Genomic DNA, 26,473 nt, shown 5'->3' on the forward strand with positions numbered 1-26,473 from the left:
CTGCATTCCCATCTGTTCCACCATAAATTGCGGCGCGACGACGCCCGGATCTGATGCGGCGCCTGTCGAAGAGGCATTGCATCTGTCGATCTGTTAAATCTATCGCGCTTCTTGACGAAAGCGACCCCAGCGCGAAATTCTATCCAATATATAGCCGGTCGCCGGCATCGGGAGGGTAGCATGGATCTTGGACTGAAGGGAAAGACGGCGGTAATCACCGGAGGCTCCGTCGGCATCGGTTTGGCGATAGCCGAAGGGCTGGCGGCCGAAGGAGCAAACCTCGTCATTGCGGCCCGGGGCGGGGAACGCGCCCAATCCGAGGCGGCGCGTATCGCCGAAAAACATGGCGTAAAGGCCGTTGGCGTTGCCGCGGATATAGCGACCGTCGCAGGGGTCGATGCCGTGATTGCTGCCGCCGCGGCAAGTGGCGGAGCCGATATTCTGATCAATAACGCCGGCACCGGATCGAACGAAACCGTGATGGAAGCGCCCGATGAAAAATGGCAGGCCTATTGGGACCTGCACGTCATGGCCGCCGTCCGACTGGCCCGCGGGCTCGTCCCCCAGATGCGCCGCCATGGCGGCGGCGTGATATTGCACAATGCCTCGATCTGCGCGGTGCAGCCGCTCTGGTACGAGCCGATCTACAATGTCACCAAATCGGCGTTGATGATGTTTTCCAAGACGCTTTCGACCGAACTGGTGAAGGAGAATATCCGGGTCAACTGCGTCAATGCGGGCCTTATCCTGACGCCCGACTGGATCAAGACCGCAAAGCAGCTGACGGCGGAGAGCGGCGGCGACTGGGAAGGCTATCTCCAGTCCGTCGCCGACCAATATGCCGATTCCAAGCGCTTCGGCACGCCGGAGGAGCTCGCAAATTTTTTCGTCTTCCTGTGCTCGGACAAGGCGACCTACAGCATCGGCTCAACCTATTTCGTCGATGGCGGGATGCTCAAGACCATTTAAAGCTGCTGGATTCATCTCTCGGATTTCCTGCATTTTTAAACCCGTATACGTTGCAAAACTTGATGCCTGTGGTATCGAGACGGGAATCAGTTGGAGATGAATATTTTGCGTATAATACCTTTCATGATGGCCCTTACACTTCTCGCCTCCTGCACACCCAGTGAATCTCATTACAAGGCTATTCGGGCGTCGCTCAATAATGGTTACGCCGAGAAGCACTATATGATCGAAGGCTGCGCTTCCCGTGGGATGTCGTCAAAGACGCGCAAGGAACTGGCGGCCGCCCTGAGAGTGCCGGAGTCCCGGGTGAACATCGTTATCTGCACGCGACTGGCGAACGGCATCGCATCAGGCCGATTGACATATTCGGATATGCAGTCGTTTTACGAGGCCAAGAAGGCGACGCCCAATATGATCAGGGTTTTGCAAGGGGGCTAGAGTAATTCCAAAAAAAGTGCGCAGCGGTTTTCCGTCCAGAAACGTAAAAACAAAAGGTTAGAACGGCTCCGCGCTTCTACTAAAGGCTAAACAGCTCTATCGCTGCGAGGCCTATTCGGGCTGGATGTTGAATATGTCGGGCAGAAGCTTCTCCTCCTCCCATGCCCGCATGAATTCGAGCTGCCTCTTCAGCCATTGTTTCGGTACCGCCTGGCTTCCCCACTCGACGACGCGGCCGGCATATTCGCCCATCAGCCAGAAGTGGCGTATGGGCACGAAGATGCGTGCCGCCTCCAGATCGATGGTCGCGAGCGCGCGGACGGAGCGATAACCGTCGATGAAGGCGTGCCAGACAGCGAACCCCTGCCGCTGCAATGATGCCGACCAGAGGAAGACGGCAAGATCGTAGGCAAGATAACCGGGGCCGCCATCGTCGAAATCGAAGAAGACCGCCTGGCCGGCAAGCTGCCCTTCCGTCGCAATCCGCGCATTGCCACCGTGGCAATCGCCGTGACAGCGCGTCCAGGTCAGCGCCTTCAGCCTCTCGACCATAGCTGACAGTCGTGACGCCAACGCCGACAGTGAGGCCTCATCCTCCGCGTCGAGCAACTGCAGGGAAAGGATCGTGGAAAGCGGGCCTTGCAGCAAATGCTCGAGATCGAGCCTGTATCTTCCCTCGCCCCATTGGGCATAATCGGTTGCTGCCGCATGGATACGGGCAAGCGTGATCCCTTGCGCCCGCGCATGGTCAGTCGACAGATGAGCCGGCTCCAGACCATCGACGTAGCGAAACAAGACTGCCGTCTTGGCGCCATCCGGCAAAAGCACCCGGGTAAAGAGGCCGCCGTCAGAAAGCTCTACCGGCGCGGCAATCGGCAGGCCGGATCTATGCAAATGGTCGAGGAAGGCCGTCTCCGATGCGACGTCCGCCTCTCCCCGTTTGCGTCGGCCGGACAGGCGCAACACGTAACGGTCCGTTGCGGTCCGGACATCGAAGCTGTCGTTGAATCCGCGTTGCAGGAACTTTACGGCTGGCAGTTGCGCAAAGCCATATTGCGCGGCGACAAATGCCGCGATCGCGTCCGCATGCGGCGTCGAGTAATGGACAGCCAGCGGGAGTTCGAGATGCTCGGTCATCAATGCCTCCCGGAGACAGCCCAGCTTCATCAAGAATCGCCGAGGCATCGTCGCCTATTTTGAAGCGAGGGTATAGTCGGAACACGCTTTGACTGAAGCGCATGCGAACCAGAATCCGTCTACTTCCGGCCGATCTTCGCCCGCGCCGCCCGGACCACGCTCTCGGCGACAACGAGGACGCAGCCGATCAGTAGGACAATCGCCGCGATCAGCCCGTTCACATGCGCAAGCTTCACGGCGGCGACGACGAGAAGGATGAGGAGGAAGGCTGCCAGCGCCAAGGCTCCGTCGTCGATGAAGAGGCCGACCAGTTCGCGAAAGGCAATCTTCAGGATGTTCATCGTGCGGCGACCTTCATGTTGGCGTTGGAATACTGGCGCAGCAGGCGCACGGCCGTGAGCGAGAACAGGACCAGCACCGCGAATATACCGATGAGCGACAGGTCCGCACCGGGCCACTCGGCGCCCACACCTTCGCCGACCCAGAAGATACCGAAGGCGCTCAAGAGCAGGCCGACGATGAACTTCAGGGTATTTTCCGGCACCGTCGAGAGCGGCTTATGGACGAGAAGCCCGATGACGATCACGAGCAGGCAGGCCGCCGCGGCACCAAGGCTCGCGTAGCCGATCATGCCCCGCCCTGCCCCGGTCGCAATCACAATGAAGACCACCTCGACGCCTTCCAGAAGCACGGCCTTGAAGGCCGCGGTCCCAGCCAGGAAATCCGCGCGCCGCTCCGCCGACTGACGTCGCAGGCTGTCGGTTTCGGCGGCGAACGCCATTTCCTCGTCATGCAATGCGATGAAGCCGGATGCACGCAGAATCGCTTTGCGCAGCCAGCGCAGACCGAAGAGGATCAGCAATGTCCCGATGACAAGCTGCATGATATCGACAGGTATCAGTCCGAGCAGCGGCCCAAACGCAAGGACCAGTATCGCAAGAACGATCAGGGCGAGCCCGGTTCCGATAAAGGCCGGGCGCCAGCTTCGCGTCACGCCGACGGCAAGGATGATCGTGAAGGCTTCGACGACCTCGACGAAGGAACCGAGGAATGAGGCGCTCACTGTCGAAGCAATCGTTGTCAAAGTGGTCATGTTTCTTTCCATTCTTGTTTCGGCCGCGAGCCTTGCATTGGCGTCCGCACGGGGATTTCAGGCGGGCAGCGCCTCGTATCCAAGATTGTTCTTGCTTTCATTTGTTTACGCCGCGCTTCAGCCATAACTTGTCGAGTGCGCCCCGAAGCGAGCCAAGCTTTTCGAGGGAGGCAAGTGCTGCCCGACGGTCCTTAGCGGCAAGTGCCACGATCATCGCCTCGATCAGCACGACGGTCGCGCCATGCATGGAAAGATGCTCCGCCTTGCCGCGCGGCACCGGCAAAACTTCGGCTATTTGCCCCTGAATGAAGGGTCCGAGACTGTCACCGACGAGAACGACGGGAATGCGGCTCTCCTCAGCAAAGTCCAGGATCACCGATACTTCGCGATAGATCGGTGCATAGGCGATCATCATGATGACGTCACCCTCGCCGACAGCGAGCAGGTGATCGGCCAGCCCGATGCCGCTTGCCGAGAGCGCTGTTGTCGCAAGGCCCAACCGGTTGAACTGGAGAGTGGCGTAATCCGCCATGCTGCCCGACGGACCGATGCCGAAGACATGGCGGCGCCGCGCCGAAAACAGCATCGTGACCGCGCGCCGGAAGGCCGCGCCGAATTCGGCGGTTTCCATCACATCGAGACTGTCGCGATGCGTCTTGAGGACATGCCCGAGAATTCCGTCGGAATCGCTGCCGAGATCCTCCAGAGTGCGCTTCAGCCTTCCGCCGGGTGTGGCTGCGGCTCCAGTCAGGTCCATCAGGATCGCCTCGCGCAGATGCAGCAGGCTTTCGAAGCCGAGCGAACGGGCTGTGCGCACGACCGTGGCATCGCTGGTGCCGGCCTTCGCGGCGATCTCGGCCGCGGAGTTCAGCAGCACCGCCTCTTTCTGCGCGCGGATGAAGGAGGCCATCTTCTGCTCGGCCGGCGCTAATGAGGGCAGTGCGGCATCGATCCGCTTTTCGAGCGAGAACTCTTCCTGGTGAGCGATCTCAGGCATGCAAGCCTCCTGTGTCATGCGCATCTTGTCGTGTTCACTTCTAATGTAATCGCTTTTTGTCGTATTTGCTACCGTTTGCACTTATCGGAAATGTTTGTTACTGGACGATGACAAGCCGACCTATTAAACAAGCCCGCCAACTGCTCCTGCCACGGAAAACCGCTGCTATGCTGAAGCCGATCAAGGTCCTTCGCCGAAAATCCCTGCGTATGCTCGCCGCCGTCGTCATGACCCTAGCTGCCGGAACCGCCGTATATCTGGGATACCTGCAGCTCACCGGAAATTTCCACACGGTGATCGCCGGCGAGCTTTATCGCTCGGCACAGCTGCCGCCGGCACAACTCGAGGCCTACATACGCGCCAAGGGCATCGCGACGATCGTCAACCTGCGCGGCGAGAACGATCATGCGCGATGGTATGCCGACGAGGTCGCCACGGCCGAGAAGCTTGGCGTGAAGCACATCGACTTCAAAATGTCGGCGACAAAGATCCTGCCACCCGAAAAGGCGGACCAGCTGGTGGCGATCCTGAAGGCAGCCCCGAAGCCCATTCTCATCCATTGCGAAGCCGGCGCCGACCGCAGCGGCCTCGCCTCAGTGATCTACAGCGAGAGGGTGGCCGGGATAAACGAGGATGTCGCCGAACACCAGCTTTCCATCCTCTTTGGCCATATCGGCATCCCCTATCTCTCCGCCGCCTTCGCCATGGACGAGAGTTGGGAAGATCTCGAGCGCTATTTCCACGTCGTCGAAAGCTGACGCGGGCGCGTCAGTTCAATTCTGTATTTTGATGGATCGACGGATGTCATCAAACCGATATGTGGAATCTGATAGTCAACAAATTTCCATATCCGACTGGCGGAATAAATGCGGCTCTCTGGATCCAGCAAGAAAATAATCGGCGTCCTGTTTGTGCTTGCAATTACCCAGGTCATCGGCTGGGGAACGGTTGGTCTTCCCGCCGTCGTCGGCAGGCAAGTCGCTGCCGATCTTCATATGAACATCTCGGCGGTCTTTGCCGGCAGCTCGGTTTTGTACGTGGTCATGGGGCTGTGGGCTCCCATACTGGCAAAGGCATTCACCCGGTTTGGTGCACGCCACGTGATGATGGTCGGAAGCGTTATGGCGGCGCCGGGCTTTGTTCTCCTGTCTCTTGCTCAGGGACCCGTGCTTTATATCGCCGCATGGGTATTGCTCGGCACGGCGGGCAGCGCGACACTGACCACCGCCGCCTATATCATGCTCAACGAAGTTGCCGGCAGGAACGCAAAGAGCGCGATCGGCGCGCTTATGCTGGTGACAGGACTCTCCAGCAGCATTTTCTGGCCCACCACCTCCTTTCTTTCTGACGCGGTGGGCTGGCGTGATACCTGCCTCATCTATGCGGCAATGATGCTTGTATGCCTTCTATTCTACGCCTTCGGTTTGCCGCGTCGAGCTGCGCTGACGGACGAGGTTGGGTCAACGGAGCCGATGACGAATGCTGTTCCGGTGGTGCGGAAAGGAACCTTCCATCTGGTCGTCACTGCAATCGCGCTGAACGCCTTCGTAACGTTCGGATTTAGTGCCGTGCTGATTGAGCTCCTGAAGGCGCAGGGGTTATCGCCGTCGGAAGCAATTGCCTTCGGTTCAATGCTGGGCGTGATCCAGGTCGGCGCCCGGGGAATGGATTTTCTTGGCGGCGGGCGATGGGATGGGATCACGACCGGTCTCCTGGCTGGCACGGCTCTTCCCGTTGCGATGCTGGTCCTGATAATGGGCGGTGGATCGCATGGGATGATCGCAGCTTTCATTCTGCTCTATGGCTTGGGCAGCGGCGCGCTTGCGGTCGCGCGTGCGACCATACCTTTGGTCTTTTACGATAAGGCGGAATTCGCAAAAGCAACCTCGCGCATTGCCTTGCCGCTCAATCTCATCTCCGCTGCTTCTCCGCCGATCCTTGTGTCCCTGCTGACGCATTTCGGCAGCGATGCTCTGCTCGCGCTTGCCATTCTGTGCTCGTGCGGGGCGCTCGTGATCCTGCTGCTGCTCAGCCGCCGCCGGCCTTCATCCCCTGCGGTTGTTGCCACAATCTGACATTCGCTTTCGCGGTCTCATGCAAATTGCAGAGGCGGCACTCGATCGCCTCACAGGAGTCTTTTTGCCGCGCCGTGTCCACGGCGCGAATGACTCGCTTCTTCGGGGCGAGGATACAGATGTAACCCTTCATCGTCACAGTACGACGAAAGTCAGGCTACAGACAATCGGTTCACGGAGTCTCTCCCCGTGCCGACGCTCGGTGGCTGTGACAAGTACAGGTGAGGGAAAGTGGGAAGCCTCCGCCAATTAACCACCTATGAGATCGTGGATCGGTAGAATTTGCCCCGCATATCACCTTCACGGAATTCCCATCTCGCCCATCAATGGTGAGCATTTTTTTCGGAACAAATGACGCGTGGGATAGTTCGGTTATCGGATCGTACGGAAGCTATCCCTTCCGTTGTGCCATCTCTGGCTGGAACTCCGTGCGAACCACCTTTCTGAACATCCCCACCTGCCCCGCTTCCCGCGGGGCATTTTCTTGCGGGCTGATACATGTCACGCAAAAATACGCAGCGGGTTGGCGACAACGACTTGCATGAAGATAACGGGCTTTAGCGACGAGCCAGCTTCGGCCCGTCGGTCTCGAATTGCCGGAACATCTCCTTCAGCTCCGGCTCATGAACGAGCTCTGCCGCCTCCCGGCAGGAAAACCAGGCGATCCGCCGTTCGCCCTTTTCCTTGAATCTTTCCAGCACATTTTCCACTTTCAGTGGGTGGACCTGCACGACGCAGGCTGCTTTCCGCCCGTCTCCGAGGCATTTGAGATAGGTGAAGTGACCGATCGGCTTCCTGGCGGCCTTGCCTCGAACGCCGGCTTCCTCTCGGGCCTCCCGCTCGGCAACCCTATTGGGCTCCTTTCCCTCGATCGGCCATCCCTTGGGGATGACCCATCTTCCGGTTTCGCGGCTCGTGATAAGCAGAAGCTCGATGCCGTGACGCTTTTTGCCGAGGTGGTAACAGAGCGCGCCGTACTGCAGCAATGCCTCGCCTTTCAGCAAACCATTCGCAAGTTCTCCCGATTTCGCACTTAATTTACGTTCGGGCACGACAGGCCTCAGCGATTTCTAAACCGCGCACTCAACATATGCCAGATCGCGCCTTCGAACCACCGCAGGGCATTAAAATTGGACAATGGCCGTGAATGGAACGGCGATGCGTGGCATACGTCTATTGGGCGAATTGACAACCACAGCGCTCGAAAGGATTTTATACAGTTTCTGGAAGAACTGCCGCTTCAATTTTCGTGAAGGAATTGGAGATTTCATGAGGATGGCTTCCGACATCGAAAACCTGGAGCTTTGGGCGCGGAGCACCGATCGGCCACGAAGATCGGTTCATGCCGCCAGCCTCATGAAGACGCGTGTCGTGACCATTCTTAAGCCTGTGCCGCGGCCTCCCCCCACCTTGGACGGCGGGGTCCTGAATTTCAGACCTTGGGCGGCAGAGTGCCGCCATCACGCTGTATTTTCATCAAACTCGTCTCCCGGACAGCATCGTGATTGGACTTTGCGAGCCCTTGGAGTCACGCTGAGTTTGGGAGGCCGGACCAACTATTGTCACCCCAGATAGGAGGCCGAAATGAAGCATCAGGAAATCGAGCAACTGAAAACTGTCGCGAAGGTCGATGAAGCCTCTCCGCGCCGGCCGATGTCGCGCACCGAGCGTCTTGAACGCTGGGCGGAGGTCCTGGAACGGAATCCGCATTGGCTCCTCTCGACGCTGCCCCAGACCGAATACAAGCCGGCCCGGGAACGCGCGGCTATGCGTGCCAATGACTCGCCGATCTCAGTGGCGTTCGCAGATCCGGTTCTCAGGGCAGCCGGGTTCGAGGACGACAGCTACGGCGAAGCAAAGCGGTTCTTCGAGCTAAGCGATCATCAGTTGCATAAAATCGTCTGCTATTGCCATTTTGGCGAGACGGTGAGTGCCGCGACGGTGGCCCGCCACCTGCGTGTGATGGCCACTGCAAGACCGCCGGGCATACTGGCTCGGCTGCGCGGGATGTTCACGATTTAAGGTGGTCGAGCCTAATAGGGCAAGGCTTGCCGTCCTTTAAATTGTCGCCCGCGGTGGACGGGAGTTCCACCGCGGAGGCCGCTTGTTGTGTATATTGCTGGAAAGTTCGCGGATAACGAGTCCCGCCGATTTTTCCTGCGTGATGTGCGTTATCTTTCTCGCTGGCGCGGCCAACCCGGCCCCCAACCCGCCGCTTTACTCTTCCCGACGATATCAAGTATCCGGCAAGGCCTGGTCCTATGCCGGCACTTGCAGGAATTCGATGGGACCGCCGGGCTTTTGATCGTCAAAGACAGCACAGGAGAGCGTGCCGCCGAAGGCGCAGCCGCTGTCGATATTCGTCCTGTTGCCGACCGTGAACGGATTGTCGAGTTCCGGCGTATGGCCGTGACAGAGATGCCTGCCCCAATAGGACCCGGAATAGAGCTGCGGTCTGCGGATCCAGAGCAGGTCATGTTCGGTCTGCCGATCGAGCGGGAAAGACTCGTTCACACCGGCATGGGCGAAAATCCTGTGATCGTCGACATAGATCAGCGGCAGAGCGTCCATCCATTCCAGATGGGCCTCCGGCACCGGCCCCCCGTAGGATCTCATGGTCTCGAAGCCGCCGTTTCCCAGCCACCAGCCGGGCTCGGCTCGCCCATTATGCGCTCCGGCCATCATGTCTTCGTGGTTCCCCTTGAGGGCGATCCACTCCCAGTCGGGCCCGGGACCCGCCATGAGCAGTTCGATGACACCTCTGCTATCCGGGCCACGGTCGACATAGTCGCCGAGAAAAACGATCCTGCCCGAAGGCGCATGGGCTTCGATCACCGCCAGTATGCGCCTGAGCGGGTCGAGACAGCCGTGAACGTCGCCTATTGCGAAAGTGAAACTCATAGGGGCAATGCTCCCCACTGCATGTTCTTATCCTCAAAATCGGAACCGATTGAGGACAAAACCATCCAGCAATCAAAATGTTACAGCGACCTCTGTGCGTCCTGCAAGAACCTCGGCGCCGTGGCGCTCCGGCCGACCCGCGACGATGTCAGGAGTGGCGCGGAGCGCGCATCGCCTCACGCAGCATCGCGATCGTCTGCGTGACGGATGGACCTTCGACAGGCGGTGGCTCCGGCCTTTCGCAGAATTCGCGCCAGACGAAGAAGGTCAGCTCGGCTCCGTCGACTGGCGTTTCGGCGACGGGCCCGGCGAATTGCTCAAGAACCCGGTATCGGGCATCCCGCCAGAAGAGCCTTTCAACCCAGCCGTAGATGGGAATCAGATGAAAATGCAATGGAAAACCCTGTGTGTGCCCGTAGCGGCCGACATAGATCCGATCTGGCTTCAGCACCGTCCGCATCACCGCCTGGACATCTGCCAGCATCGGTCCAAGCGAAGAAAGCGCTTCCATGGAAAGATCCGAAAGTTCGTCGGTGGCTGTCTGGGAACCGAGCATCAGGTAGCCCGGCAAGGCTGAGTTCATTCTGTGATTGACGAGCCAATGCTCCGTTTCATGAATCCGAAATTGCTGAGGAATTTCCACCGGATTGCCTCGCTGATGTCCCAACTCTTACCATCTATATGCCTGCTTTTGCGCGGGCGGAAGCGGCCCGCTTATACCGTCGCTGTCCCTCCGATCCGACGCGGCTCAGCCCCCTACCATTGCCTCCAATAGATGGTGTCAACTATCATAGCGGTGCGCCACTCTCGTCGGAGGAAACAGGCATAAAGGCTCAATCGTCATCCAAGGTGCAGTACGACCCGGTGGACTTCATCGGGGCGAACATGCCGGTCGTTGCTGTCCCGTCGGTCCCGGAAATTCGGCTGCACAAGGCCGGTCCGAGAAGCGGCCTGTGGCGCCTCGCCGAGCTGGACCGGGAATTCGGTTCGCCATACTGGGCACATTACTGGGGCGGGGGCCTCGCCCTTGCGCGCTATCTTCTCGATCGACCGGACACCGTGGCGGGCCGCCGCATCCTCGATCTCGGCGCAGGTTCGGGCATCGTCGCGATCGCCGCGGCAAAAGCGGGCGCTCGCGAGGTCATCGCCGCCGATATCGATCGCTATGCCATCGCCGCGATCGGTCTGAACGCCAAGGAAAACGACGTCGAGGTGTCGCCCTTTCTCGGTGATCCGACGACAGGTCCGCCGCTTGCCGTCGATATCGTCGCCGTTGGCGATCTCTTCTATGACCGCGACCTTGCCGCGCGGGTCACGGCCTTTCTCGACCAATGCCTCGCATGCGGGATCGAAGTGCTGATCGGCGATCCCTGGCGCGCCTTCCTGCCGCTTTCGCGACTTCGCCTTCTCGCCGAATATTTGGTCTCCGAATTCGGCGATCCCGGAATCGGTGCAACTAAGCGCGCCGCCGTATTCTCCTTCGAACGTGATGGCAAATGATTGGCCGACGAACCGAAGATATGTGGGGGTTGGACGGAAGTTTTCACCGGCAGGGTCAGGGAACCCAAGGCGCCCGGAGTGTTTGGTTCTTGCAGGATAGAGGGATGCGGGCGGAAAACCGCACACTTTTCCTCATCCTCCTCTGCTGCATGTTTGCTTAAATCGGAGCCGATTTAAGGATAAAAAATGCAGCAATTCAAAGTGCTACAGCGACCTTTGTGCGTCTTATGAGACGCACGGCGCTGCAGCAGCGGTTCGTAAGCGACAAGTTTCCGAATGCCGCCGCTCTTCCGTCTTGCTTCCCTATACAGATGCGCTAATATTCCCACAGACTTGTCATTTCCTTTCGACCCGCCATGACTTTCATGGCGGGGATTTTTCGAAATGTATGCAGTTCTGAAAGATATTCTCTTTCCAAAGAAATTCTCTCGCAAAATAAAAACCATGTGGTGTCTGATCGGCGCGTGACTGCGCGGGAGGTAATTATGGATTGGTATAAGAAAGGCTACGACACCGGAAGAACGATCGCAGGAACGCCTGGACATCACGCCACATTATGCGCGGCTGGACTGAACGGAAATGAAATCAGGGATTGGCTGGATGGCCTGTTGAGCTGCATGGAAGGTCGCCGGGGCCAGGTAAATGGCATAAGAACATCGATCGACATCTCGCGTGCCCTGAAGCGAGGGACCGATTATGACGAAGTCAACGAAACCTATAAAGGTGCCAAGATCGCTTACGCGACCTCCTTTTTTCCCGACGGCAGGGTCGAGGTCTCCATAGGAGCGGCCAGCGTCGGAACACCGAAGACCGGTCGCAGAGGCGGCACAGGCTAGGCTCGATCGAGCATTTGCATTTCCATCAGCATCCGACGCTTGAGCCGGTCCAAAGCTTCACGCATCATCGTTAATCTGTGCCCCATGGGGCCAACTGTCCTTTTCACGATAGGATGACAGTTGCCTGAAACGTTCCTCCGTCGATTGCCATCACTGGAGAATTCCGGATGAAGCTGCCGATCGCCGCTTTTGCCTGCCTCACGGCTCTTACGGGCTGCACGACCGCAGCCCCTGAGCTTCAACCGATTCCGGGAAGCATCACCTATAACGGCCAGCCCCGAACCGGATACGAGAAGTCGCCGATCGGAAGCGTCGTTCGTCATTCCTTCAGAACAGAGTTCGGCTATAGGATCTACGAGGTCTATATTCTCCAGCCGGATAGAACCCTGAAGCTGGTCTCCAGGCACGAAGGCAACGACTTTGCCACCGAGTAGATCGCTGCCTAATGCATGTCGCGCAAAACTGTGCAGCGGTCTTGCGGTGACGACACGCATGAAAACAACAAGCTAAAGCCTCGCGTGAACCTACTTTCACGCGACAGGCCGTAGAGCAATTCTGCGCTTCCGTGAAAAGCTGAATCGCTTCTATAGCACCGTTGCGTCGCCCGACATCGTCAAAAAGAAAACCGCGCGGAGGTCAGGGCGCGGTCTTTTGAAGAAATTCCTTCCTCGCCGTCGCCATTTGAGCAGGGAATCCCAACGGCGAATTGGCGATTTTGAAGGACAGTCTTTTGTTGTATCCTGCTGGGAGCCCCGCCTTCGCCGGGCTCCCAATTCACCCGATCAGATTAGAATGCGCGCTGCAGACGGAAGAAACCGGTCCACTGTTCTTCCGCGCCCTCTGCGTCCGAATCGAAGTACTGAACGCTGATCTTCGAGGACAGGTTTTCTGCGATCTGGTAGTCGAGCGTTACACCAGCGGTCCAGGCGTCATCGTTCGTGAAGTCGTCCTGATCTTCAAGGCCGAAGTTGCCGAAGTACTGGAAGCCGGGGGTGATGGTGAACTTGTCCGTCGCCTTGACAGCGTACTGAACGGCAACTGCCCACTCGGATTCTTCGTAGTAAGCGTTCGAGCCGCTTGCCCACAGACCAGCGATGCCGAATGTACCCGGGCCGATGTCAGCGGTGACGATACCGCGGACCGCGCCGTTTTCGGTGTCGGTGTCATAGCCACCGAGCAGGTATGCATTGACGCCGCCGAAGGTGGCAGAAATCTGAGCTGCAATACCGACCGACTGACCATCATCGGCGAACTCTGCGCTACCGCCGCCGATAAAGTTGTCCACGTTGTTGCCCTGGAGTTCGTCGACCGAGGCACCGATCGCCCAGTTGCCGCCTTCGTACTGGTAACGAATGGAGTTGTGGTTGGTGGAGTTGCTGTTCAGAATGTCAGTTTCACCGCTGAGGTCGTCATCCCACCAGCTGTACTGATAACCGAGCCGGAACCCGGCAATGTCGATGTAGGCAACGTCGATGAACGTGTTGCGGCCAGTGCCACGGTCGCCGTCATCGTTCGGGCTGTCGGCGTTCGTACGCAGAGCGATGAGGCCCGTCAGAGTGCCGTACTCGGTGTCGCTCTTGGTCGTGAACTGCAGCTGGGCACGGGTGAAGGCATCCCAGTCGGATTGGTGACGCTCGACAAGCGTACCATTGACATTGACAAACCGGCTCGAACCAACGCCACGACCGAAGTCGGTCTGGAAGCGGATGTAGCCGTCGATCAACAGGCAGGTTTCCGTGCCCGGGATATAGAAGTAGCCGGTGCCGTATGCGTCGCAGACGCGAACATATTCGACCGGTTCCGGCTCGGCGGCGACAATGGCGTCGGCAGCCTTGGCGCCGGACGCTGCCATCAGAGCGGCAGCTGAGGCGAGAAGTAGGCTTCTAATCTTCATGAGTATCCCCACTAATGATGTTGCGAGAGGAACAACTTTGTTCGGCTGTCTCCAAGCCCCGGTCATCCCCTCCAGGTATCAGGATATCTGACAAAAAACCGCCACGAATCCCGGGGCACACGGTACTAGAAGTAGCAAGTCATGCAAATTATTCGGGCCAGATATCCACCATCGCCTATCCTTTTGCCACAGCAATGTTGCATTATCGCCACAAAAGAAGGCCGTGCAGTAAGGTTTTGTTAGCAAAAGGCGCCAGAATCATCCAATTGCGACACAGAGTTCGTCGCATATGAGTCCTTCCAAAAGAATCTAGTGGTTGAATTAGACAACGATCATGCTTCATGCCCAAATCCGCGCCATTGCGGATCAACCAAAAAAGTGCGGCGATTCGAAACCTGTGCTGCGAAACGCCTAAATTCATCAATGGGTTGGAGCAGAAGAGACTTTTTCGCATCAAAAGAGTGGCGTACGCGGGAGGAAACACCCCTCTGCTCCAGGCCTCGGGCATACGGGGCTTTCTTTCGTGTTCCCCGCCAGTCAACGCATTCCGCCGTGCCGTTACAGTTCTGGATCATGTCAGCCGGTCCGACCGATTCCGCAAAGAGAGATGAGCAAGATCGCCCAGGCCCCGTCGCCGGCATGCAGTGCATACTCCCGACACGTGCAGCAAAACGCTCCCTAATCCTTTGGAGGTAGCGGCCCTGATAGATATTGATTTAGAGAATGCTCATGTTACCGTCTGGGCGGTTTTGCGCGGCTGGGGGTGTCAACGTAGGTTAGGCCGCGCTCGGAACGGACCGCAGTCGGCGGAATGCAGCCGATCCTTTGTTTGGCCAGCGGCCTGACAAACGAACCGCAGCGAGGGCGAATGGAAAATGTCATCGCAACCGCCAATTTGCGATGACCGGGAGACTCGGCCGCAGACCGCCGGCAAGCAGCCGGGTCTCCTTATGATCCTTAGAGCGGGATCATTTCGGGTCGAATCGACCCCGAGCCGATGAGTTACAGTGCGCGGCAACACAGAACTTCAATGACCCAGGGTAGCGTCCATGATCGAATTGCATCATCTCAAGTCCGATGAGCAGACACCCACCGATCCACTCGATCAATTCATCGAAGATCTCTCGCGCGACAACAGGGAACTGCTTTCCCAGAATCTCGCGGCGATCGCCGAGAAGCTGGGCAAGCTCGCTGAGGTTGCCAGAAACCTGGCCGAGTAACCGCAGTCCCGCCGGCTCGCTGCGATCTTTCGATCCCTGTTCTTTCGCCGACAGGCGGATGACGTGGGGCCAATGCCAGCGGCTTCGACGGAAATCTCTTGAAATGAAAGTTGAACCCCATCGGGCAAGCCACGGCTCGACATGCCTATGAGCAGATGCTTTCATGCCCTCGTCAGAGATCGGCGGATATCGGAGGTGCGTATGGCTTACGATTGGGATGGACGGCGAGCGCGGCGCGTGCAGCTCCTGAAGTTCGGGGCGGCATTATTTATCACCACGGTCATCACGACATTGCCGATCGTCATCGCTAGCTGAACGAGCGGACCCGGCACCGCCGTGGAACCATCTGGTGCAGGGAACGGTTTAGGTTGAAGCCTCCAGAAAAGGGCACCGATGCACAACCGAAACCTGATCATTATCCTGCTTGCCGTCCTCGTCGTCATATCCATGATGACATACGTCGTAGAATATGGCGGCATACCGCAATAGCGGACGCTTGACTGCGTCTGGTAAGACGCACGGCGCTGTAGGCCGGCTTCAATGGCTCTCGGGCGCCATCATCAATCAAGCTTGCCGATCATTTCGGCATAGTCGGCGAATGTCATGTCCTTGCCCTGCTCGGCCGCCTCGTTGGCAAGCAGCAACAGGCGGATCGGAAACATCGTCGCCTTGCGGTTTGCGGGCGACAGGCCGTTCTCCTGAACGGAGCGGATCGCAGCCCGCTCCGCATCGGCGAGAGCCCCGTTCACCTCCTGATGCGTAGCAAGTCCCTTTTCCACCAGCAGCCTGTTCATGGCGCCGACGGCGAGCAAAAGGCCTTCGAGTTGAAGATTGGCCGTGTTCACGATGTCCTCCACAATGCGTTGCCGTTTGAGAAAATTAGAGCGCCGCGCGTCCACTGCAATCGGATCTGGAACCCTCGGCCCCTGCTGTCGTTAGCTTCCACGAAGGAGAAGCAAATGGCAATCAAATCGCTCATTCACGAAATCCTCGGCCTGTCGAATGACGAGCTTCATCCGGCTGAAAGCCTCTCGGCTTTCGAGGGAACGGCGCGCGTTCTTGTTATCTTCGAAGACAGCCCAGGAGAGCTCCTGAAGCGGCAGGACGCGTTGCTCAGCATTGACGCGCTTCGGGCCCTGGACGTCGTCGTCGTCCATGTCGATGGCAGACGCGTACAGGTGTCGAAACGTCCCACGACATTGCGCGCGACCAATATCCGCAGCGAACTCGACGGTCCCGAAATCGGCAGGTTCGAGGTTGTGCTGATCGATCGAAATGCGTCCGTAGTCACGCGATCGAACACCCCGCTCGCGATCGAGGATATAGCGCAGATAGTCGCCACACTCGCCGACGGCGATGATCAGTCATCCGCCGGCTGGCCTGATGAAGACTGACGATAACGTCGGCTACGGAGAAGAGCTGCCGGAGGACTTGGCGGCAAGATATGCGGCCAGCTCGACCGTGATTGCGCGGAATGCCGCGCCGCGCGGGAGCCGGCCGCCGCATCGTTAAGCTGCGATCCACGCGCTCAGCGGTGCAGAGGGAAAAACCGCAGCCAAGCGAATTGTTCCGCACGTATGATTTATTGCTGTCGGATACGCGACACGCCACGGATCAAAACCGGCGCTCATGTCGATAGGAATCGCAATCAACCCGACCCATCAAAATCCCCCCTCCGGACTGGAACAACAGGGGTTCGCTCGCCGTTGATTCACCGCTTCTGATGAGGAGAACGGAAATGCAAACCAACACCAAAGGGCGTTTCCATATGAACTGGCAGGTCCCGGTGCGCGTCAGGGTCGGAAACGGTCACAGCGAAACGATCCGTGGGCCGAAGGATGCACTTGACTATCTCACGAACCGATGGCCCGTCGCGGACGGCCCCCACTACATCAAGGCAAGACGCGAGTGCATGGCCGCGATCGAAAGAAAGGTCTCGCCCGATATCGCCAGGGATATCTTCATCGCAGCCAGCATCGAATCCGATATGCTGGCTTAGAGCAACTGGAGCAATTCGGGAAAAGCGCGAAGCGGTTCCCTGAAAACAAAAGTTTGGAGCGGTTCTGCGCTTCTATCAGGATCGAACCGCTCTTGGAGTGCCGTGCCAGGGAGGCTGAATCACAGCGAGCTCTTTCGGCCACCGGAGTGAGGAGCAACGATATGAGCGAGGTTATCGAGGTCGACTTCAGCGTTCAATGGAGCACCCCTGTCTACGTCCGGACGACCGAGGGATTTCGCGAAACGATATCCGGACCCGAGGACGCGCTGGATTGCATGACCAAGCGCTGGCCCGCCATCACAAAAGGGCCTTGCTATTACGCAGCCAAGCGCGAATGCATGGCAGCGATCCGTAAGAGGGCGAGTGTCAGCGCAGCTCGCGAGAGTTTCGTTTCCGCCGGCATCGAGGCAGGCCTGCTGCGGTAATGCACTAGGCGTTCGAACCCAGCGGACGGCCCCCGCCATTGCGTTGTTCCCTCTCCACGCAGGCACCACGCAGGCGGGGCGAAGGGGGAGTCGCACCCTCCGTAGTCCCTCACGACAGCAATAGCCTCTAGCCGCCGCTTGCTCGATCGTCCCCTCGCCCCGCTTGCGGGGAGAGGGTTAGGGTGAGGGGCCATTCCTCGGTGGATCCGATGGCGGCTTTTAATCAGAGCGGCGTTACGTCGAAGCCGAACCACTTCTCCGACAAAGTCTTGATCGTTCCGTCGGCCTTTGCCGCCGCGATCGCCTCGTTGAACATCGCCTTCAGCTCGGGATCGGTCTTGCGCAGGCCGACCGAGCTGCCGCGACCGAGAAAGCCGCCCTGGAAGCGAGGCCCGGCCGTCGTCATGTCCTCATTGCCCGGCTTCTGGGATGCCGTTGTGAGATACGCCATCGACGCCATCACGAGATCGACACGGCCCGCCGTCAGGTCCAGATCGTGTTCCTCGGTCGTCTTGTACTCACGAACCTTGACGACGCCCTTCAGATATTTGTCCACGAAGGCCGCACCCGTCGAGGCGGTCTGGACGCCGATCGTCTTGCCCTGCAGCATCGGCTTCAGCTTTTCGATTTCGGTGATCGCGCCGGCTTCGTTCGAGGCAAGCGAGAAGACCTGGCCCTTCTCCGGCATCGCATCGAGATCGCTCGACTTCAGCGTGGCGAAGGCCTGGCCGGTCGAACCGTAGGAGTCGCTGAAATCGATGACCTCCTCACGCTTGGCAGTCGCTGACATGCCGGAGATGATGGCGTCGAACTTGCCGGCGTTGAGCGCCGGAATCATGCCGTCGAAGTTCTGAACGACGATCGTGCATTCGACCTTCATGTGATCGCAGAGGTATTTCGTCAGCTCGATCTCGTAGCCATCGAGCGTGCCGTCGGGCTTGGTAAAGTTATAGGGCTTGAAGGCGCCCTCGGTGGCGATGGTGACATGCGTCCATTTCTTGCCTTCGGCATGGGCGCCGGCCGCCGCCAGCGTCAGGGCGGAGACGCAAAGCGCCTTGATGAGAGCAGTTGCATATTTCATTCTGAGGTTCCCCTTTCGGTGTTGATTGGAAAGCACCTAGAGCGGGATGCCGAAAAGTGTGTGCGGTTTTCGGCTAAATCCCGCTCTAAATCTTTGATGTTGATCAGGATTCAGATTTCAGGCCTGTGCGGCCTGAAAATCATCCTGATCGAGCGGCTCATCCCTTGATGAACCGCCGGAATCGTTCGGAACTCGCATTTCCGAAGACCTCGCGTGGGCACCCGTTTTCCTCGACCCTGCCCTGATGCAGGAAGATGACGCGGCTGGAGACCTCGCGCGCAAAGCCCATCTCATGCGTGACCACGAGCATCGTGCGGCCTTCCTCGGCAAGTGCGCGCATGACGCGCAGCACCTCGCCCACCAGTTCGGGATCAAGCGCGGAGGTGGGCTCATCGAAGAGCATGACGGCAGGCCGCATGGCAAGCGCCCGGGCGATGGCGGCGCGCTGTTGCTGACCGCCGGAAAGATGGGCCGGATAGTGATTGCGCTTGTCGGCAATGCCGACCTTGGCAAGCAGCGCCTCGGCCTCCTCGATGCATTCGTTGCGGCTGCGCTTTTGCACATGCACCGGCGCCTCGATGACATTCTCGAGCACGGTCTTGTGAGACCAGAGATTGAACCCCTGGAACACCATGCCGAGGCGCGAGCGGATGCGATCCACCTGAGCGCGGTCGGCGGGCACGCTGCGGCCCTGCCGGGACGGCATCATGCGAATTGTCTCGCCGGCGATCGTCACCTCGCCGGCATCCGGCGTCTCCAGCATGTTGATGCAGCGCAGGAAGGTGGACTTGCCCGAACCGGACGAGCCGAGTATCGACACGACATCGCCTTCACGGGCATCGAGCGAAATGCCTTTCAGGACCTCGATCGGACCGAAGCTCTTGTGAATGTCCCGGACGCTCAAGGCTGGCGCCGGTTGCGCGGAAGAAGTCATCGCGCCTCTCCTGGGCTGATCGATGCGGATTGACTGGTCGGTGCGAGAACCGGCTTCGGCTGTCTCAGATGCGGGCTCAACCGGAACTCGATGAACTGGACGAGGCGCGTCAGCAGGAAGTTGATCGTAAGATAGATGGCGCCGGCGACGATAAAGACCTCGATGGCGCGGTAGGTTTCGGAGATGATGCGGGCGGCGACCCCGGTGACCTCCATCAGCGTGATGATCGAGGCGAGCGAAGTCGCTTTCACCATCGCGATCATCTCGTTGCCATAGCCGGGCAGCGCCTGGCGCAGAGCGAGCGGCATGACAATCCGCCGGAAGAGCATGAAGCGCGGCATGCCGCAGGCGCGCGCCGCCTCCACCTGACCGGCCGGAACCGAGAGCAGTCCGCCGCGCAGGATCTCGCTCGAATAGGCGGCCGTATTCAGCGAAAGCGCCAGGACCGCGCACCAGTAGGGCTCGCGCAGCACGGCCCAGAGCGGGCTGTGGCGAATGGCCGGAAACTGGCTGAGGCCGTAGTAGATCAGGAAGATCTGCACCAGCAGGGGCGTGCCTCTGAAGACGAAGACATAAGCCTGCGCAAACAGACGCAGCGGCGCGAAAGGCGACAGCCGTGCGAGGGCAAGGCCGAGCGCAAGCACGCAGCCGAAGCCGATCGAATTGGCGGCAAGGACGAGCGTCAGCGGGATGGCCGAGGCCAGGCTCAGGAAAGTTTCGCGGGTGAAATTCCAGTCCATCAGCCCCTCCTGACACCGCGGCTGAAGTGCCGCTCCGCCTGGCGCAGGACTGCGCCCGAGACGCTCGATATGGCGAGATAGATGCAACCGGCGATGAGATAGAAATCGAAGGGCAGGCCGGTCGATCCGGCGCCGACCTGGGACTGGCGCAGCAGTTCCGCAACACCGGTGATCGAAACCAGCGCCGATTCCTTGAGGACGACCTGCCAGACATTGCCGAGACCCGGGAGCGCATGGCGTAGCGTCAGGGGCGCGATGATGCGGCGAAAGCGCAGGAACCGCGGCATGCCGCAGGCGATCGCCGCCTCGATCTCGCCCGGATGAACTGCCTTGAACGCCCCGCGGAAGACCTCCGTATGCTGTGCGCCCGAGGTGATGCCGACCGCGAGCGTGCCGGCGAGAAAGCCCGGAAAGCCGATGAAGCCTTCTGCCCCAAAGAGGCGGCCGACCGTCGTGACCGCGGCACTGCCGCCGAAATAGAGAAGATAGATGACAAGAAGATCGGGTATGCCGCGAAGGACGGTGGTGTAGGCGTCGGCGGCGACGCGGACGGGATAGCTGCCGGCAACTTTCGCCCAGGCCCCGAGGATGCCGATGACGGCTCCGGTCAGATAGCCCGAAAGCGCGATCAGGATGGTCATCCACGCGCCGGCGAGCAGCGTTTTCGCCCAGCCGTCGGGCCCGAAGCTCAGAAGGTCGAAGAATCCCGGCTGCGTCACGGTCCCGTCCGCTCCTTGAAGGCGTGCATCGCAGAGGGAGGCGGCCGCTCAGCCATTCTTCGCCTCCGGAAGCGGCGGCGCGACGTCATCGGGGATGGGGTTGACGAAGGGATTGCCGTCGAGGCGAGCCCGATGGTCCGCCTTGGCCGCCTCGACAAGAACAGGATCGCCGATGAGGTCGACGGCCAGGCTCGCCATAGCCTTGGCGGCGTGCGCCATGCCCTTGTGCGCGGCCGGCAACTTTCCCTGGGCGACCAGTTGCCAGGAATGGCCGGGCGTTCCGATTGCATAGGTCGCGCCGCGCATCTGCACGGTCGGGACGACCCAGCTGACACTGCCAACGTCGGTCGATCCAACGATGCTGCCGTCACCGGCATGGAGCGGATAGATGAGATCGCAGAGCGGCTGGTCCTTTTTCGGGGCAAGACCGAAGCGGTGATAGGAGGAGGCGATATCTTCCTGCGTGAAGGTCTGCTGGAACCTGCGCGCGGTCTCGAGGTCAGCCTCGTCGAATGCGGCGGGACCGAGCCTTTCGAGATGCGCCTGCATGCGCGCTTCGAGCGGCGTGTTGCCGACAAGATTGGCGTCGCCGCTGACGACTTCGCTCCTGACAGAGGTCTCGGTCATCAGCGCCGCACCTTCGGCGATCTTCTTGACACGGGCGACGAGGACGAGAAGCTCCGGCAGCGTGCGCGCGCGGATCAGGTAGCGAACGGTCGCTCGGGCCTGCACGACGTTGGGTGCCGCGCCGCCGGCATCGGTGATGGCGTAGTGGACCCGCGCCGTCGACGGCATATGCTCGCGCATATAGTTGACGCCGACATTCATCAGCTCGACGGCGTCGAGCGCGCTGCGTCCGAGATGCGGCGTAGCAGAGGCATGCGATGCACGGCCGGAGAAGTGGAACAGGATCTCGTTACAGGCGAGCGAAATCGGGTTGTTGACGCCGGAAAAGGCTGCCGGGTGCCAGGAGATGGCGATATCGACATCGTCGAAGACGCCGGCCCTGACCATGAAACCCTTGGAGGAACCGCCCTCTTCGGCAGGGCAGCCGTAATAGCGCACGCGCCCCTTGAGGCCGTTTGCGGCAAGCAGGTCCTTGACGGCGGCAGCTGCCAGCATCGAACCGGAGCCGAGCAGATTATGGCCGCAGCCATGGCCGTTGCCGCCTGCCGCGAGCGGCCGCTCCTCCGCAATGCCGGCCGCCTGGCTCAAGCCGGGAAGCGCATCGAATTCGCCGAGAATGGCGATGACCGGCCCGCCCTCACCCGCCTCGCCCATGACCGCCGTCGGCAGGCCCGCGACATTGCGTTCCACGCGAAAACCTTCCGCTTCGAGCAGGCGAGCATGCTCTGCCGAGGAGCGGTATTCCTCGTAATTCGTCTCGGGCATATCCCAAATGCGATCGCTGAGGTCGAAGAAGGCGGGGGCCTTTTCATCGACGATGCCCCAGGCGGTTTCGGAATTCTTCATGGCCCTCTTTTTTCCACTAGAAACGGATAGTATCCAAATTTGGCGCCAATTTAGGGTACAAAAAAAGTTTACGCAATCCGAATTATGAATATTTTATGGCAAACGGCGCCGCCCTTTCGGATACGGATTGCGGGACGATGACGGATATCGGATTGGGCGGATCGCTCGGGACAGGAAACGAAGATGGACGAAATCTTGCAGCAGAAAAGCGGGCCGGCGGACATCGGCAATGGGGACCGGGGCGATGCGGACGATGTCACCAATCGCATCCTCCAGGATATTCTGACGGGCGCATTGCCGCCCGGTACCTGGCTGAAGCAGATCGACCTCGAGCGTCGACATAATTGCACCCGGCCCGAGGTCCGCCGCGCGCTCGACCGGCTCGCCCAAAAGCGGCTCGTCCAGCATGTGCCCAATCGCGGCTATCACGTCTTCGAGCCCGACGGCCGGAGGGCAACGGAAGTTGCCGAGATCCGCGTCATCCTGGAGACCGCGGTCGCCGCGACGGTCGTTAAGACGGCGACCCCTGATGATATCGACCAGCTTGAAATTCTTGCGAAGCGTTTCGACGAAACGATCCTCACGGGCACCGTTCTGGAGCTCTACGAGGCCAATCTCGCCTTCCATCGCGCCCTGCTTTCGCTCGGCGGCAACCGCGAGCTCGTCGAACTGGTCGCCGAGATTAGACAACGGACATCATCGGCGCCGGTGTCGCAATGGCGCACACGCGCCAGGATAGAGCAATCGGGCCACGAACATCACAGGATGATCGAGGCGATCGCTGCCGGTGACGTCGAGGAATTGAAACGGCTGATCACCATTCACATCCGCCAGCCCTGACCGCGATGCTGCCTACGCCCATCGGCCAGTCGGGTGGTGCATTGAATTATCAAGAATGCCCAAAATTCATCTTGCTGTCACTTTGCTCAATTAGGTAAGACTAATTATCTGATCATTCCTTGGGGAGGAACATCTTGACAGTCAGAGCATGGAAAGTTCCGGTCGCAGTCGGCGACGGGACAGAGCCCCGTATTGTCATCAAGGGGCCGGACGACGCGTTGAATTTCCTGGATCGAAGCTGGCCATGCAAGGGCGGCACCCTCCACGACCGCGCAAGGCTTCAATGCCAGGCGAGCCTTGCCGAAATCATCCCCGCCGATAGCTCACGCAAGCCCTTCCTTGCCGCGATGATTGAGGCAAATCTCTCTTTCATCTGAAATCTGATCTCAGGCACCCGTCATCCAGGGCTGGGGCATTCTGCGTGCGGATGGAACCATTTGGACGCAGAAATTCCTGTCGCATCACGCCAAGGAAACCTCGCCGCCTCACAAACCGCTTAATCCCCATTTATCGGGATATGGCTTGGGTCGATCGGCTGCTACATCCGTTCGCAGCCCTCATGCTTTCTATTCCACCCGACCGCAAACGGAGACGGCCACTTGTTCTGGGATATTGTTACGATCGTGTTGATCCTTGCCGCTCTCTTCATCGGGCGCGAGGCAAGGATATTCTCAGCGCGTCTCCGTCTCGAAAAATGGCGCCGCTTCTCGTTTCGATGATCGACTGCACCATATGTCGCTGATCCGGTTTTCGACCGATCCATCCTGTCGGATCGCTCCACCGCGCCTTTTATGCTAATGTGAACCTTGGATAAGTTCGTCTGCGAAAGGCGGCTGATCGTCTCCGCAGATGATGTCCTGGAGCACCGCTGGAGAAGCGTGCGTGAAGAGGAGGAAGCGGAATGCATATTCTGAGCGAGCGGGAAAAGGCGCTGGAGGAGCAATACTTCGTGGACGCCGAGCGATCCTTCAAGCTCTGCGTGCGTCGCGACAGACTTTTCGCGATGTGGGTCGCAAACCTTCTTGGCCATGACGACTTCGCCGCCTACGCCGATGAAATCACGGAAGCCCGGCTCAGGGGCGCCGGTGATGAAGAGATTATCTCCAAAGCACTCTCGGATCTTCGGGCGGCGGGTAAGAGCATCGGTGAAGGGGAAGTGACGGCAAAGATGCGCGAATTGATGGCCGAAGCCGTCACGCAACTTGCGGCGGAAAGCGCAAGCTAGAGCCGGATCCGCCTAAAAGGCCGCTGGACAGAAGCCCATTTGCTCGCGTAATGCTTGCAGGCATGGGCTTCGATGAAAGCCGATTTCAAAGCAACAAGGATGTTGGTCGGTGATCAGCTGGTTCAGGCGACGCGCATATGCCAATGACATCATGATCCGCCTTCAGGTCATGATGCTAACCGGTCGTTTTATCAGGAATCATCGAGGTGTTCAGGCCGCTGTTCGGGACAATTTCGACAAAGGCATACCGGCACCGATAACCACCATCCACATTGCCTCATCGCTCATTGCCGATGCCATTGAGCAGAGTGGCGATACCGCGCGAAAGCAGATGATCGCCCAGCAGCTCGATGCATGGTCGACCACGGAGAATCCACGCCTGTTCAAGAAGCAGTTGCGGGAGGGCACGCTGGATCAGGACATGCTCCTAACGCAGTGTCAATGGATGTTGGTGGTGGGCCAAGACATGCTCTTAGCTGGCGAGATAACGGTCCACGACTTCAGGATCTTGAAGGATAGCATTTATGGTTCCTTGAAGGGGGAGCCTAAGGAGCAGCGGACTGCCGACCGCGTCAGTTCGATGTTGGAAGAGATACTGGGGCCGGAACCGGATTGATCCGGATACAGTTGCTTGCCTCAAGTATGAGTGCAGCATGCAATGGGCAAGCTTAGAAATCACTATGCTTTCCGGCAAGCTCAGCGTGCAGATCATGACGGCCGAATGGCTGTCATGACATCCAAATGGCTGTAGACGAATTGCAGGCTCTTCTTTTTCTTCGTCTGGTTACACAATGGAGGAGATCGATCCCGTCGTATTTTCTGCAAGTTCTGCGGGACTTACGCTTTAAAGTGGAATGGAGAGACGGCGATGACGGAAACTCGCCTGCTACCGCAAGACTCCCCGAATCCGAGCGCCAATCAAAACACAATCTCCAATTCCGCGACTTCTGCTGCGGGACATCTCGCGTTGGTTCCGACATGGCTGCCCCTTGATGTCGCGCCGGGCTACAATTCCGCCGGCAGTGGCGGCGACGGGATGAGCATCGGCACGATCAGCAGCAACGCGACGGGCGTCTTCGTACCGTCCAACGCCGCCATGGCCGGCCCGCATTCGGGCGCGGAGGCGCACCAGGGCAATGATGCCCTCATCAATCAGCATGTCACCGAAATGGCCGGCATGGGTGGAGACGGCGGCACCGGCAATGTTGCCACCGGCGGCGGCGATTCCGGTAATCACGCCGGAAGCGGTGGCAACGGGGTCTTCTATGGTGGTCTCGTCAGCACCGACGTCGGAGTATTCGCCCCAGTCAACGTTGCCGTGGCCGGAGGTCCGGGTTCCACGGCCCATGCCGAGCAGGACAACAACGCAGCCTTCCTCCAGGGTGCAACCCAGGTCGGCGGCGTCGGCGGCTCGGGCGGCGATCACAACTTTGCCGGCGGCGGATCCAGCCTGACTCACGGAACTTCGCTCACCTTTACTGGCGACAATTATGCCGGGCATGGTGGCGATGGCTACTTCGTCGGCACCATGATCGATGTGAACCTGGCAATATATTCCCCGATCAACATCGCAATCGGCGTCGCCGGCGGTTCGGCTACGGCACATCAGACGAACAATGTGATCTTCGATCAGGGCGGCATCCAGATCGCGGGCATCGGCGGCGACGGCGGCGGCTTCAACATGTCCTCGGATACGATCTTCACCGGCGACCACGTGGGTGGCGGTGGCGGATCGGGATATTCCAACGGGGCCATGGTCGATGTCAGTGTCGGATATTTCCATCCTATCAATATCGCCGTTCCCGCCGGCGGTACAGCTGATGCGGACCAGATCGACCACATCCTCTACGACCAGCATACGCTGCAGATGGGCGGCCTTGGCGGCCATGGCGGAGAAGGCAACCACGTTTCGGATGCCCATACCGCGCTTGTGGACGACGTTCTCAATTTCTTGCACGGCTAAAGCCGTTCCGGGGA

General features: G+C 59.3%; 31 protein-coding genes. 17 read left to right on the forward strand and 14 right to left on the reverse strand.

What is annotated here, in order from left to right; genetic code table 11:
* Window positions 1–180 precede the first annotated feature (180 nt).
* Window positions 181–969 (forward strand): SDR family NAD(P)-dependent oxidoreductase, encoded by a 789-nt coding sequence (locus tag AAE029_RS30025; protein ID WP_371076575.1) that lies wholly within the window; start codon window positions 181–183, stop codon window positions 967–969.
* 96 nt (window positions 970–1,065) lie between these two features.
* Window positions 1,066–1,407, forward strand: coding sequence for a hypothetical protein (locus AAE029_RS30030; protein ID WP_371076576.1), 342 nt, complete (start codon window positions 1,066–1,068; stop codon window positions 1,405–1,407).
* A gap of 111 nt (window positions 1,408–1,518) precedes the next feature.
* Here AAE029_RS30030 and AAE029_RS30035 read toward each other — a convergent pair whose 3' ends face one another.
* The 4 genes from AAE029_RS30035 to AAE029_RS30050 all read right to left on the reverse strand — a co-directional run bounded on the left by AAE029_RS30035 (window position 1,519) and on the right by AAE029_RS30050 (window position 4,634).
* Window positions 1,519–2,544: a phosphotransferase enzyme family protein gene (locus AAE029_RS30035; protein WP_371076577.1), complete on the reverse strand. Its 1,026-nt coding sequence runs from the start codon at window positions 2,542–2,544 to the stop codon at window positions 1,519–1,521.
* A 119-nt stretch (window positions 2,545–2,663) separates the two neighbouring features.
* The gene (locus AAE029_RS30040; protein ID WP_371076578.1) at window positions 2,664–2,885 is read right to left on the reverse strand and encodes a hypothetical protein; all 222 of its coding nucleotides are present in this window, start codon (window positions 2,883–2,885) and stop codon (window positions 2,664–2,666) included.
* Window positions 2,882–3,637 carry a COG4280 domain-containing protein gene (locus AAE029_RS30045; protein ID WP_371076579.1) on the reverse strand — a complete coding sequence of 252 codons (756 nt, stop codon included), beginning with the start codon at window positions 3,635–3,637 and terminating at the stop codon, window positions 2,882–2,884. The genes AAE029_RS30040 and AAE029_RS30045 overlap by 4 nt, the downstream gene beginning before the upstream one ends.
* A gap of 97 nt (window positions 3,638–3,734) precedes the next feature.
* Window positions 3,735–4,634: a MurR/RpiR family transcriptional regulator gene (locus tag AAE029_RS30050; protein WP_371076580.1), complete on the reverse strand. Its 900-nt coding sequence runs from the start codon at window positions 4,632–4,634 to the stop codon at window positions 3,735–3,737.
* Window positions 4,635–4,801: 167 nt separating this feature from the next.
* On the opposite strand from AAE029_RS30050, the gene AAE029_RS30055 reads away from it, so the two are divergent.
* Together AAE029_RS30055 and AAE029_RS30060 are read left to right on the forward strand one after the other, a co-directional pair.
* Window positions 4,802–5,392 (forward strand): dual specificity protein phosphatase family protein, encoded by a 591-nt coding sequence (locus tag AAE029_RS30055; protein WP_371076581.1) that lies wholly within the window; start codon window positions 4,802–4,804, stop codon window positions 5,390–5,392.
* 108 nt (window positions 5,393–5,500) lie between these two features.
* Window positions 5,501–6,709, forward strand: coding sequence for an MFS transporter (locus tag AAE029_RS30060; RefSeq protein ID WP_371076582.1), 1,209 nt, complete (start codon window positions 5,501–5,503; stop codon window positions 6,707–6,709).
* Window positions 6,710–7,266: 557 nt separating this feature from the next.
* On the opposite strand, the gene AAE029_RS30065 is transcribed toward AAE029_RS30060, so the two are convergent.
* The gene (locus tag AAE029_RS30065; protein WP_371076583.1) at window positions 7,267–7,761 is read right to left on the reverse strand and encodes an NUDIX hydrolase; all 495 of its coding nucleotides are present in this window, start codon (window positions 7,759–7,761) and stop codon (window positions 7,267–7,269) included.
* Window positions 7,762–8,293: 532 nt separating this feature from the next.
* Between AAE029_RS30065 and AAE029_RS30070 the strand changes: the two genes are divergently transcribed.
* Window positions 8,294–8,731 (forward strand): hypothetical protein, encoded by a 438-nt coding sequence (locus AAE029_RS30070; protein WP_371076584.1) that lies wholly within the window; start codon window positions 8,294–8,296, stop codon window positions 8,729–8,731.
* Between the two features lie 237 nt (window positions 8,732–8,968).
* On the opposite strand, the gene AAE029_RS30075 is transcribed toward AAE029_RS30070, so the two are convergent.
* Together AAE029_RS30075 and AAE029_RS30080 are read right to left on the reverse strand one after the other, a co-directional pair.
* Window positions 8,969–9,610, reverse strand: coding sequence for a metallophosphoesterase family protein (locus tag AAE029_RS30075; RefSeq protein ID WP_371076585.1), 642 nt, complete (start codon window positions 9,608–9,610; stop codon window positions 8,969–8,971).
* A gap of 148 nt (window positions 9,611–9,758) precedes the next feature.
* A complete protein-coding gene (locus AAE029_RS30080; protein ID WP_371076586.1) occupies window positions 9,759–10,253 on the reverse strand; it encodes an HIT family protein in 495 nt (164 codons plus the stop codon).
* A 242-nt stretch (window positions 10,254–10,495) separates the two neighbouring features.
* Between AAE029_RS30080 and AAE029_RS30085 the strand changes: the two genes are divergently transcribed.
* The 3 genes from AAE029_RS30085 to AAE029_RS30095 all read left to right on the forward strand — a co-directional run bounded on the left by AAE029_RS30085 (window position 10,496) and on the right by AAE029_RS30095 (window position 12,380).
* Window positions 10,496–11,110 carry a methyltransferase gene (locus AAE029_RS30085; RefSeq protein WP_371076587.1) on the forward strand — a complete coding sequence of 205 codons (615 nt, stop codon included), beginning with the start codon at window positions 10,496–10,498 and terminating at the stop codon, window positions 11,108–11,110.
* A 356-nt stretch (window positions 11,111–11,466) separates the two neighbouring features.
* Window positions 11,467–11,946, forward strand: coding sequence for a hypothetical protein (locus AAE029_RS30090; RefSeq protein WP_371076588.1), 480 nt, complete (start codon window positions 11,467–11,469; stop codon window positions 11,944–11,946).
* Between the two features lie 167 nt (window positions 11,947–12,113).
* Entirely contained in the window at window positions 12,114–12,380 is a 267-nt protein-coding gene (locus AAE029_RS30095) for a hypothetical protein (RefSeq protein ID WP_371076589.1), read from the forward strand.
* Between the two features lie 353 nt (window positions 12,381–12,733).
* Here AAE029_RS30095 and AAE029_RS30100 read toward each other — a convergent pair whose 3' ends face one another.
* Complete coding sequence (locus AAE029_RS30100; protein ID WP_371076590.1) at window positions 12,734–13,840, reverse strand: porin; 1,107 nt, start codon at window positions 13,838–13,840, stop codon at window positions 12,734–12,736.
* A gap of 1,049 nt (window positions 13,841–14,889) precedes the next feature.
* Between AAE029_RS30100 and AAE029_RS30105 the strand changes: the two genes are divergently transcribed.
* Entirely contained in the window at window positions 14,890–15,060 is a 171-nt protein-coding gene (locus tag AAE029_RS30105; protein ID WP_371076591.1) for a hypothetical protein, read from the forward strand.
* Window positions 15,061–15,620: 560 nt separating this feature from the next.
* Here the strand turns inward: AAE029_RS30105 and AAE029_RS30110 are convergent.
* Window positions 15,621–15,905 (reverse strand): hypothetical protein, encoded by a 285-nt coding sequence (locus AAE029_RS30110; protein ID WP_371076592.1) that lies wholly within the window; start codon window positions 15,903–15,905, stop codon window positions 15,621–15,623.
* A 114-nt stretch (window positions 15,906–16,019) separates the two neighbouring features.
* Between AAE029_RS30110 and AAE029_RS30115 the strand changes: the two genes are divergently transcribed.
* The 3 genes from AAE029_RS30115 to AAE029_RS30125 all read left to right on the forward strand — a co-directional run bounded on the left by AAE029_RS30115 (window position 16,020) and on the right by AAE029_RS30125 (window position 17,484).
* Window positions 16,020–16,454 (forward strand): hypothetical protein, encoded by a 435-nt coding sequence (locus AAE029_RS30115; RefSeq protein ID WP_371076593.1) that lies wholly within the window; start codon window positions 16,020–16,022, stop codon window positions 16,452–16,454.
* Window positions 16,455–16,798: 344 nt separating this feature from the next.
* A complete protein-coding gene (locus AAE029_RS30120) occupies window positions 16,799–17,059 on the forward strand; it encodes a DUF982 domain-containing protein (protein ID WP_371076594.1) in 261 nt (86 codons plus the stop codon).
* A 161-nt stretch (window positions 17,060–17,220) separates the two neighbouring features.
* Window positions 17,221–17,484 (forward strand): DUF982 domain-containing protein, encoded by a 264-nt coding sequence (locus AAE029_RS30125; protein WP_371076595.1) that lies wholly within the window; start codon window positions 17,221–17,223, stop codon window positions 17,482–17,484.
* Window positions 17,485–17,707: 223 nt separating this feature from the next.
* Here AAE029_RS30125 and AAE029_RS30130 read toward each other — a convergent pair whose 3' ends face one another.
* The 5 genes from AAE029_RS30130 to AAE029_RS30150 all read right to left on the reverse strand — a co-directional run bounded on the left by AAE029_RS30130 (window position 17,708) and on the right by AAE029_RS30150 (window position 22,431).
* The gene (locus tag AAE029_RS30130; protein ID WP_371076596.1) at window positions 17,708–18,565 is read right to left on the reverse strand and encodes a transporter substrate-binding domain-containing protein; all 858 of its coding nucleotides are present in this window, start codon (window positions 18,563–18,565) and stop codon (window positions 17,708–17,710) included.
* A gap of 157 nt (window positions 18,566–18,722) precedes the next feature.
* Window positions 18,723–19,499: an ABC transporter ATP-binding protein gene (locus AAE029_RS30135; RefSeq protein WP_371076597.1), complete on the reverse strand. Its 777-nt coding sequence runs from the start codon at window positions 19,497–19,499 to the stop codon at window positions 18,723–18,725.
* Window positions 19,496–20,239, reverse strand: a complete 744-nt coding sequence (locus AAE029_RS30140; RefSeq protein WP_371076598.1) for an ABC transporter permease — start codon at window positions 20,237–20,239, stop codon at window positions 19,496–19,498. The genes AAE029_RS30135 and AAE029_RS30140 overlap by 4 nt, the downstream gene beginning before the upstream one ends.
* The gene (locus AAE029_RS30145; protein WP_371076599.1) at window positions 20,239–20,958 is read right to left on the reverse strand and encodes an ABC transporter permease; all 720 of its coding nucleotides are present in this window, start codon (window positions 20,956–20,958) and stop codon (window positions 20,239–20,241) included. Before AAE029_RS30145 ends, AAE029_RS30140 begins: the two co-directional genes overlap by 1 nt.
* 48 nt (window positions 20,959–21,006) lie before the next feature.
* Window positions 21,007–22,431: a M20 family metallopeptidase gene (locus AAE029_RS30150; protein ID WP_371076600.1), complete on the reverse strand. Its 1,425-nt coding sequence runs from the start codon at window positions 22,429–22,431 to the stop codon at window positions 21,007–21,009.
* A 183-nt stretch (window positions 22,432–22,614) separates the two neighbouring features.
* Between AAE029_RS30150 and AAE029_RS30155 the strand changes: the two genes are divergently transcribed.
* The 5 genes from AAE029_RS30155 to AAE029_RS30175 all read left to right on the forward strand — a co-directional run bounded on the left by AAE029_RS30155 (window position 22,615) and on the right by AAE029_RS30175 (window position 26,459).
* Complete coding sequence (locus AAE029_RS30155) at window positions 22,615–23,271, forward strand: GntR family transcriptional regulator (protein WP_371076601.1); 657 nt, start codon at window positions 22,615–22,617, stop codon at window positions 23,269–23,271.
* A gap of 134 nt (window positions 23,272–23,405) precedes the next feature.
* Entirely contained in the window at window positions 23,406–23,648 is a 243-nt protein-coding gene (locus AAE029_RS30160; protein WP_371076602.1) for a DUF982 domain-containing protein, read from the forward strand.
* A 524-nt stretch (window positions 23,649–24,172) separates the two neighbouring features.
* Window positions 24,173–24,496: an ATPase inhibitor subunit zeta gene (locus tag AAE029_RS30165; RefSeq protein ID WP_371076603.1), complete on the forward strand. Its 324-nt coding sequence runs from the start codon at window positions 24,173–24,175 to the stop codon at window positions 24,494–24,496.
* A gap of 109 nt (window positions 24,497–24,605) precedes the next feature.
* Window positions 24,606–25,112 (forward strand): hypothetical protein, encoded by a 507-nt coding sequence (locus AAE029_RS30170; RefSeq protein WP_371076604.1) that lies wholly within the window; start codon window positions 24,606–24,608, stop codon window positions 25,110–25,112.
* A 252-nt stretch (window positions 25,113–25,364) separates the two neighbouring features.
* Entirely contained in the window at window positions 25,365–26,459 is a 1,095-nt protein-coding gene (locus tag AAE029_RS30175; RefSeq protein ID WP_371076605.1) for a hypothetical protein, read from the forward strand.
* Window positions 26,460–26,473 lie beyond the last annotated feature (14 nt).

The organism is Sinorhizobium sp. CB7 (assembly GCF_041357635.1).
Taxonomy (GTDB): domain Bacteria; phylum Pseudomonadota; class Alphaproteobacteria; order Rhizobiales; family Rhizobiaceae; genus Rhizobium.

Bases quoted from the DNA above. Each gene is read 5' to 3' on its own strand.
- AAE029_RS30025 (WP_371076575.1), top strand. From the start codon at position 181: ATGGATCTTGGACTGAAGGGAAAGACGGCGGTAATCACCGGAGGCTCC.
- AAE029_RS30030 (WP_371076576.1), top strand. From the start codon at position 1,066: ATGAATATTTTGCGTATAATACCTTTCATGATGGCCCTTACACTTCTC.
- AAE029_RS30035 (WP_371076577.1), bottom strand. From the start codon at position 2,544: ATGACCGAGCATCTCGAACTCCCGCTGGCTGTCCATTACTCGACGCCG.
- AAE029_RS30040 (WP_371076578.1), bottom strand. From the start codon at position 2,885: ATGAACATCCTGAAGATTGCCTTTCGCGAACTGGTCGGCCTCTTCATC.
- AAE029_RS30045 (WP_371076579.1), bottom strand. From the start codon at position 3,637: ATGACCACTTTGACAACGATTGCTTCGACAGTGAGCGCCTCATTCCTC.
- AAE029_RS30050 (WP_371076580.1), bottom strand. From the start codon at position 4,634: ATGCCTGAGATCGCTCACCAGGAAGAGTTCTCGCTCGAAAAGCGGATC.
- AAE029_RS30055 (WP_371076581.1), top strand. From the start codon at position 4,802: ATGCTGAAGCCGATCAAGGTCCTTCGCCGAAAATCCCTGCGTATGCTC.
- AAE029_RS30060 (WP_371076582.1), top strand. From the start codon at position 5,501: ATGCGGCTCTCTGGATCCAGCAAGAAAATAATCGGCGTCCTGTTTGTG.
- AAE029_RS30070 (WP_371076584.1), top strand. From the start codon at position 8,294: ATGAAGCATCAGGAAATCGAGCAACTGAAAACTGTCGCGAAGGTCGAT.
- AAE029_RS30075 (WP_371076585.1), bottom strand. From the start codon at position 9,610: ATGAGTTTCACTTTCGCAATAGGCGACGTTCACGGCTGTCTCGACCCG.
- AAE029_RS30085 (WP_371076587.1), top strand. From the start codon at position 10,496: ATGCCGGTCGTTGCTGTCCCGTCGGTCCCGGAAATTCGGCTGCACAAG.
- AAE029_RS30090 (WP_371076588.1), top strand. From the start codon at position 11,467: ATGACTTTCATGGCGGGGATTTTTCGAAATGTATGCAGTTCTGAAAGA.
- AAE029_RS30095 (WP_371076589.1), top strand. From the start codon at position 12,114: ATGAAGCTGCCGATCGCCGCTTTTGCCTGCCTCACGGCTCTTACGGGC.
- AAE029_RS30100 (WP_371076590.1), bottom strand. From the start codon at position 13,840: ATGAAGATTAGAAGCCTACTTCTCGCCTCAGCTGCCGCTCTGATGGCA.
- AAE029_RS30105 (WP_371076591.1), top strand. From the start codon at position 14,890: ATGATCGAATTGCATCATCTCAAGTCCGATGAGCAGACACCCACCGAT.
- AAE029_RS30115 (WP_371076593.1), top strand. From the start codon at position 16,020: ATGGCAATCAAATCGCTCATTCACGAAATCCTCGGCCTGTCGAATGAC.
- AAE029_RS30120 (WP_371076594.1), top strand. From the start codon at position 16,799: ATGCAAACCAACACCAAAGGGCGTTTCCATATGAACTGGCAGGTCCCG.
- AAE029_RS30125 (WP_371076595.1), top strand. From the start codon at position 17,221: ATGAGCGAGGTTATCGAGGTCGACTTCAGCGTTCAATGGAGCACCCCT.
- AAE029_RS30130 (WP_371076596.1), bottom strand. From the start codon at position 18,565: ATGAAATATGCAACTGCTCTCATCAAGGCGCTTTGCGTCTCCGCCCTG.
- AAE029_RS30135 (WP_371076597.1), bottom strand. From the start codon at position 19,499: ATGACTTCTTCCGCGCAACCGGCGCCAGCCTTGAGCGTCCGGGACATT.
- AAE029_RS30140 (WP_371076598.1), bottom strand. From the start codon at position 20,239: ATGGACTGGAATTTCACCCGCGAAACTTTCCTGAGCCTGGCCTCGGCC.
- AAE029_RS30150 (WP_371076600.1), bottom strand. From the start codon at position 22,431: ATGAAGAATTCCGAAACCGCCTGGGGCATCGTCGATGAAAAGGCCCCC.
- AAE029_RS30155 (WP_371076601.1), top strand. From the start codon at position 22,615: ATGGACGAAATCTTGCAGCAGAAAAGCGGGCCGGCGGACATCGGCAAT.
- AAE029_RS30165 (WP_371076603.1), top strand. From the start codon at position 24,173: ATGCATATTCTGAGCGAGCGGGAAAAGGCGCTGGAGGAGCAATACTTC.
- AAE029_RS30175 (WP_371076605.1), top strand. From the start codon at position 25,365: ATGACGGAAACTCGCCTGCTACCGCAAGACTCCCCGAATCCGAGCGCC.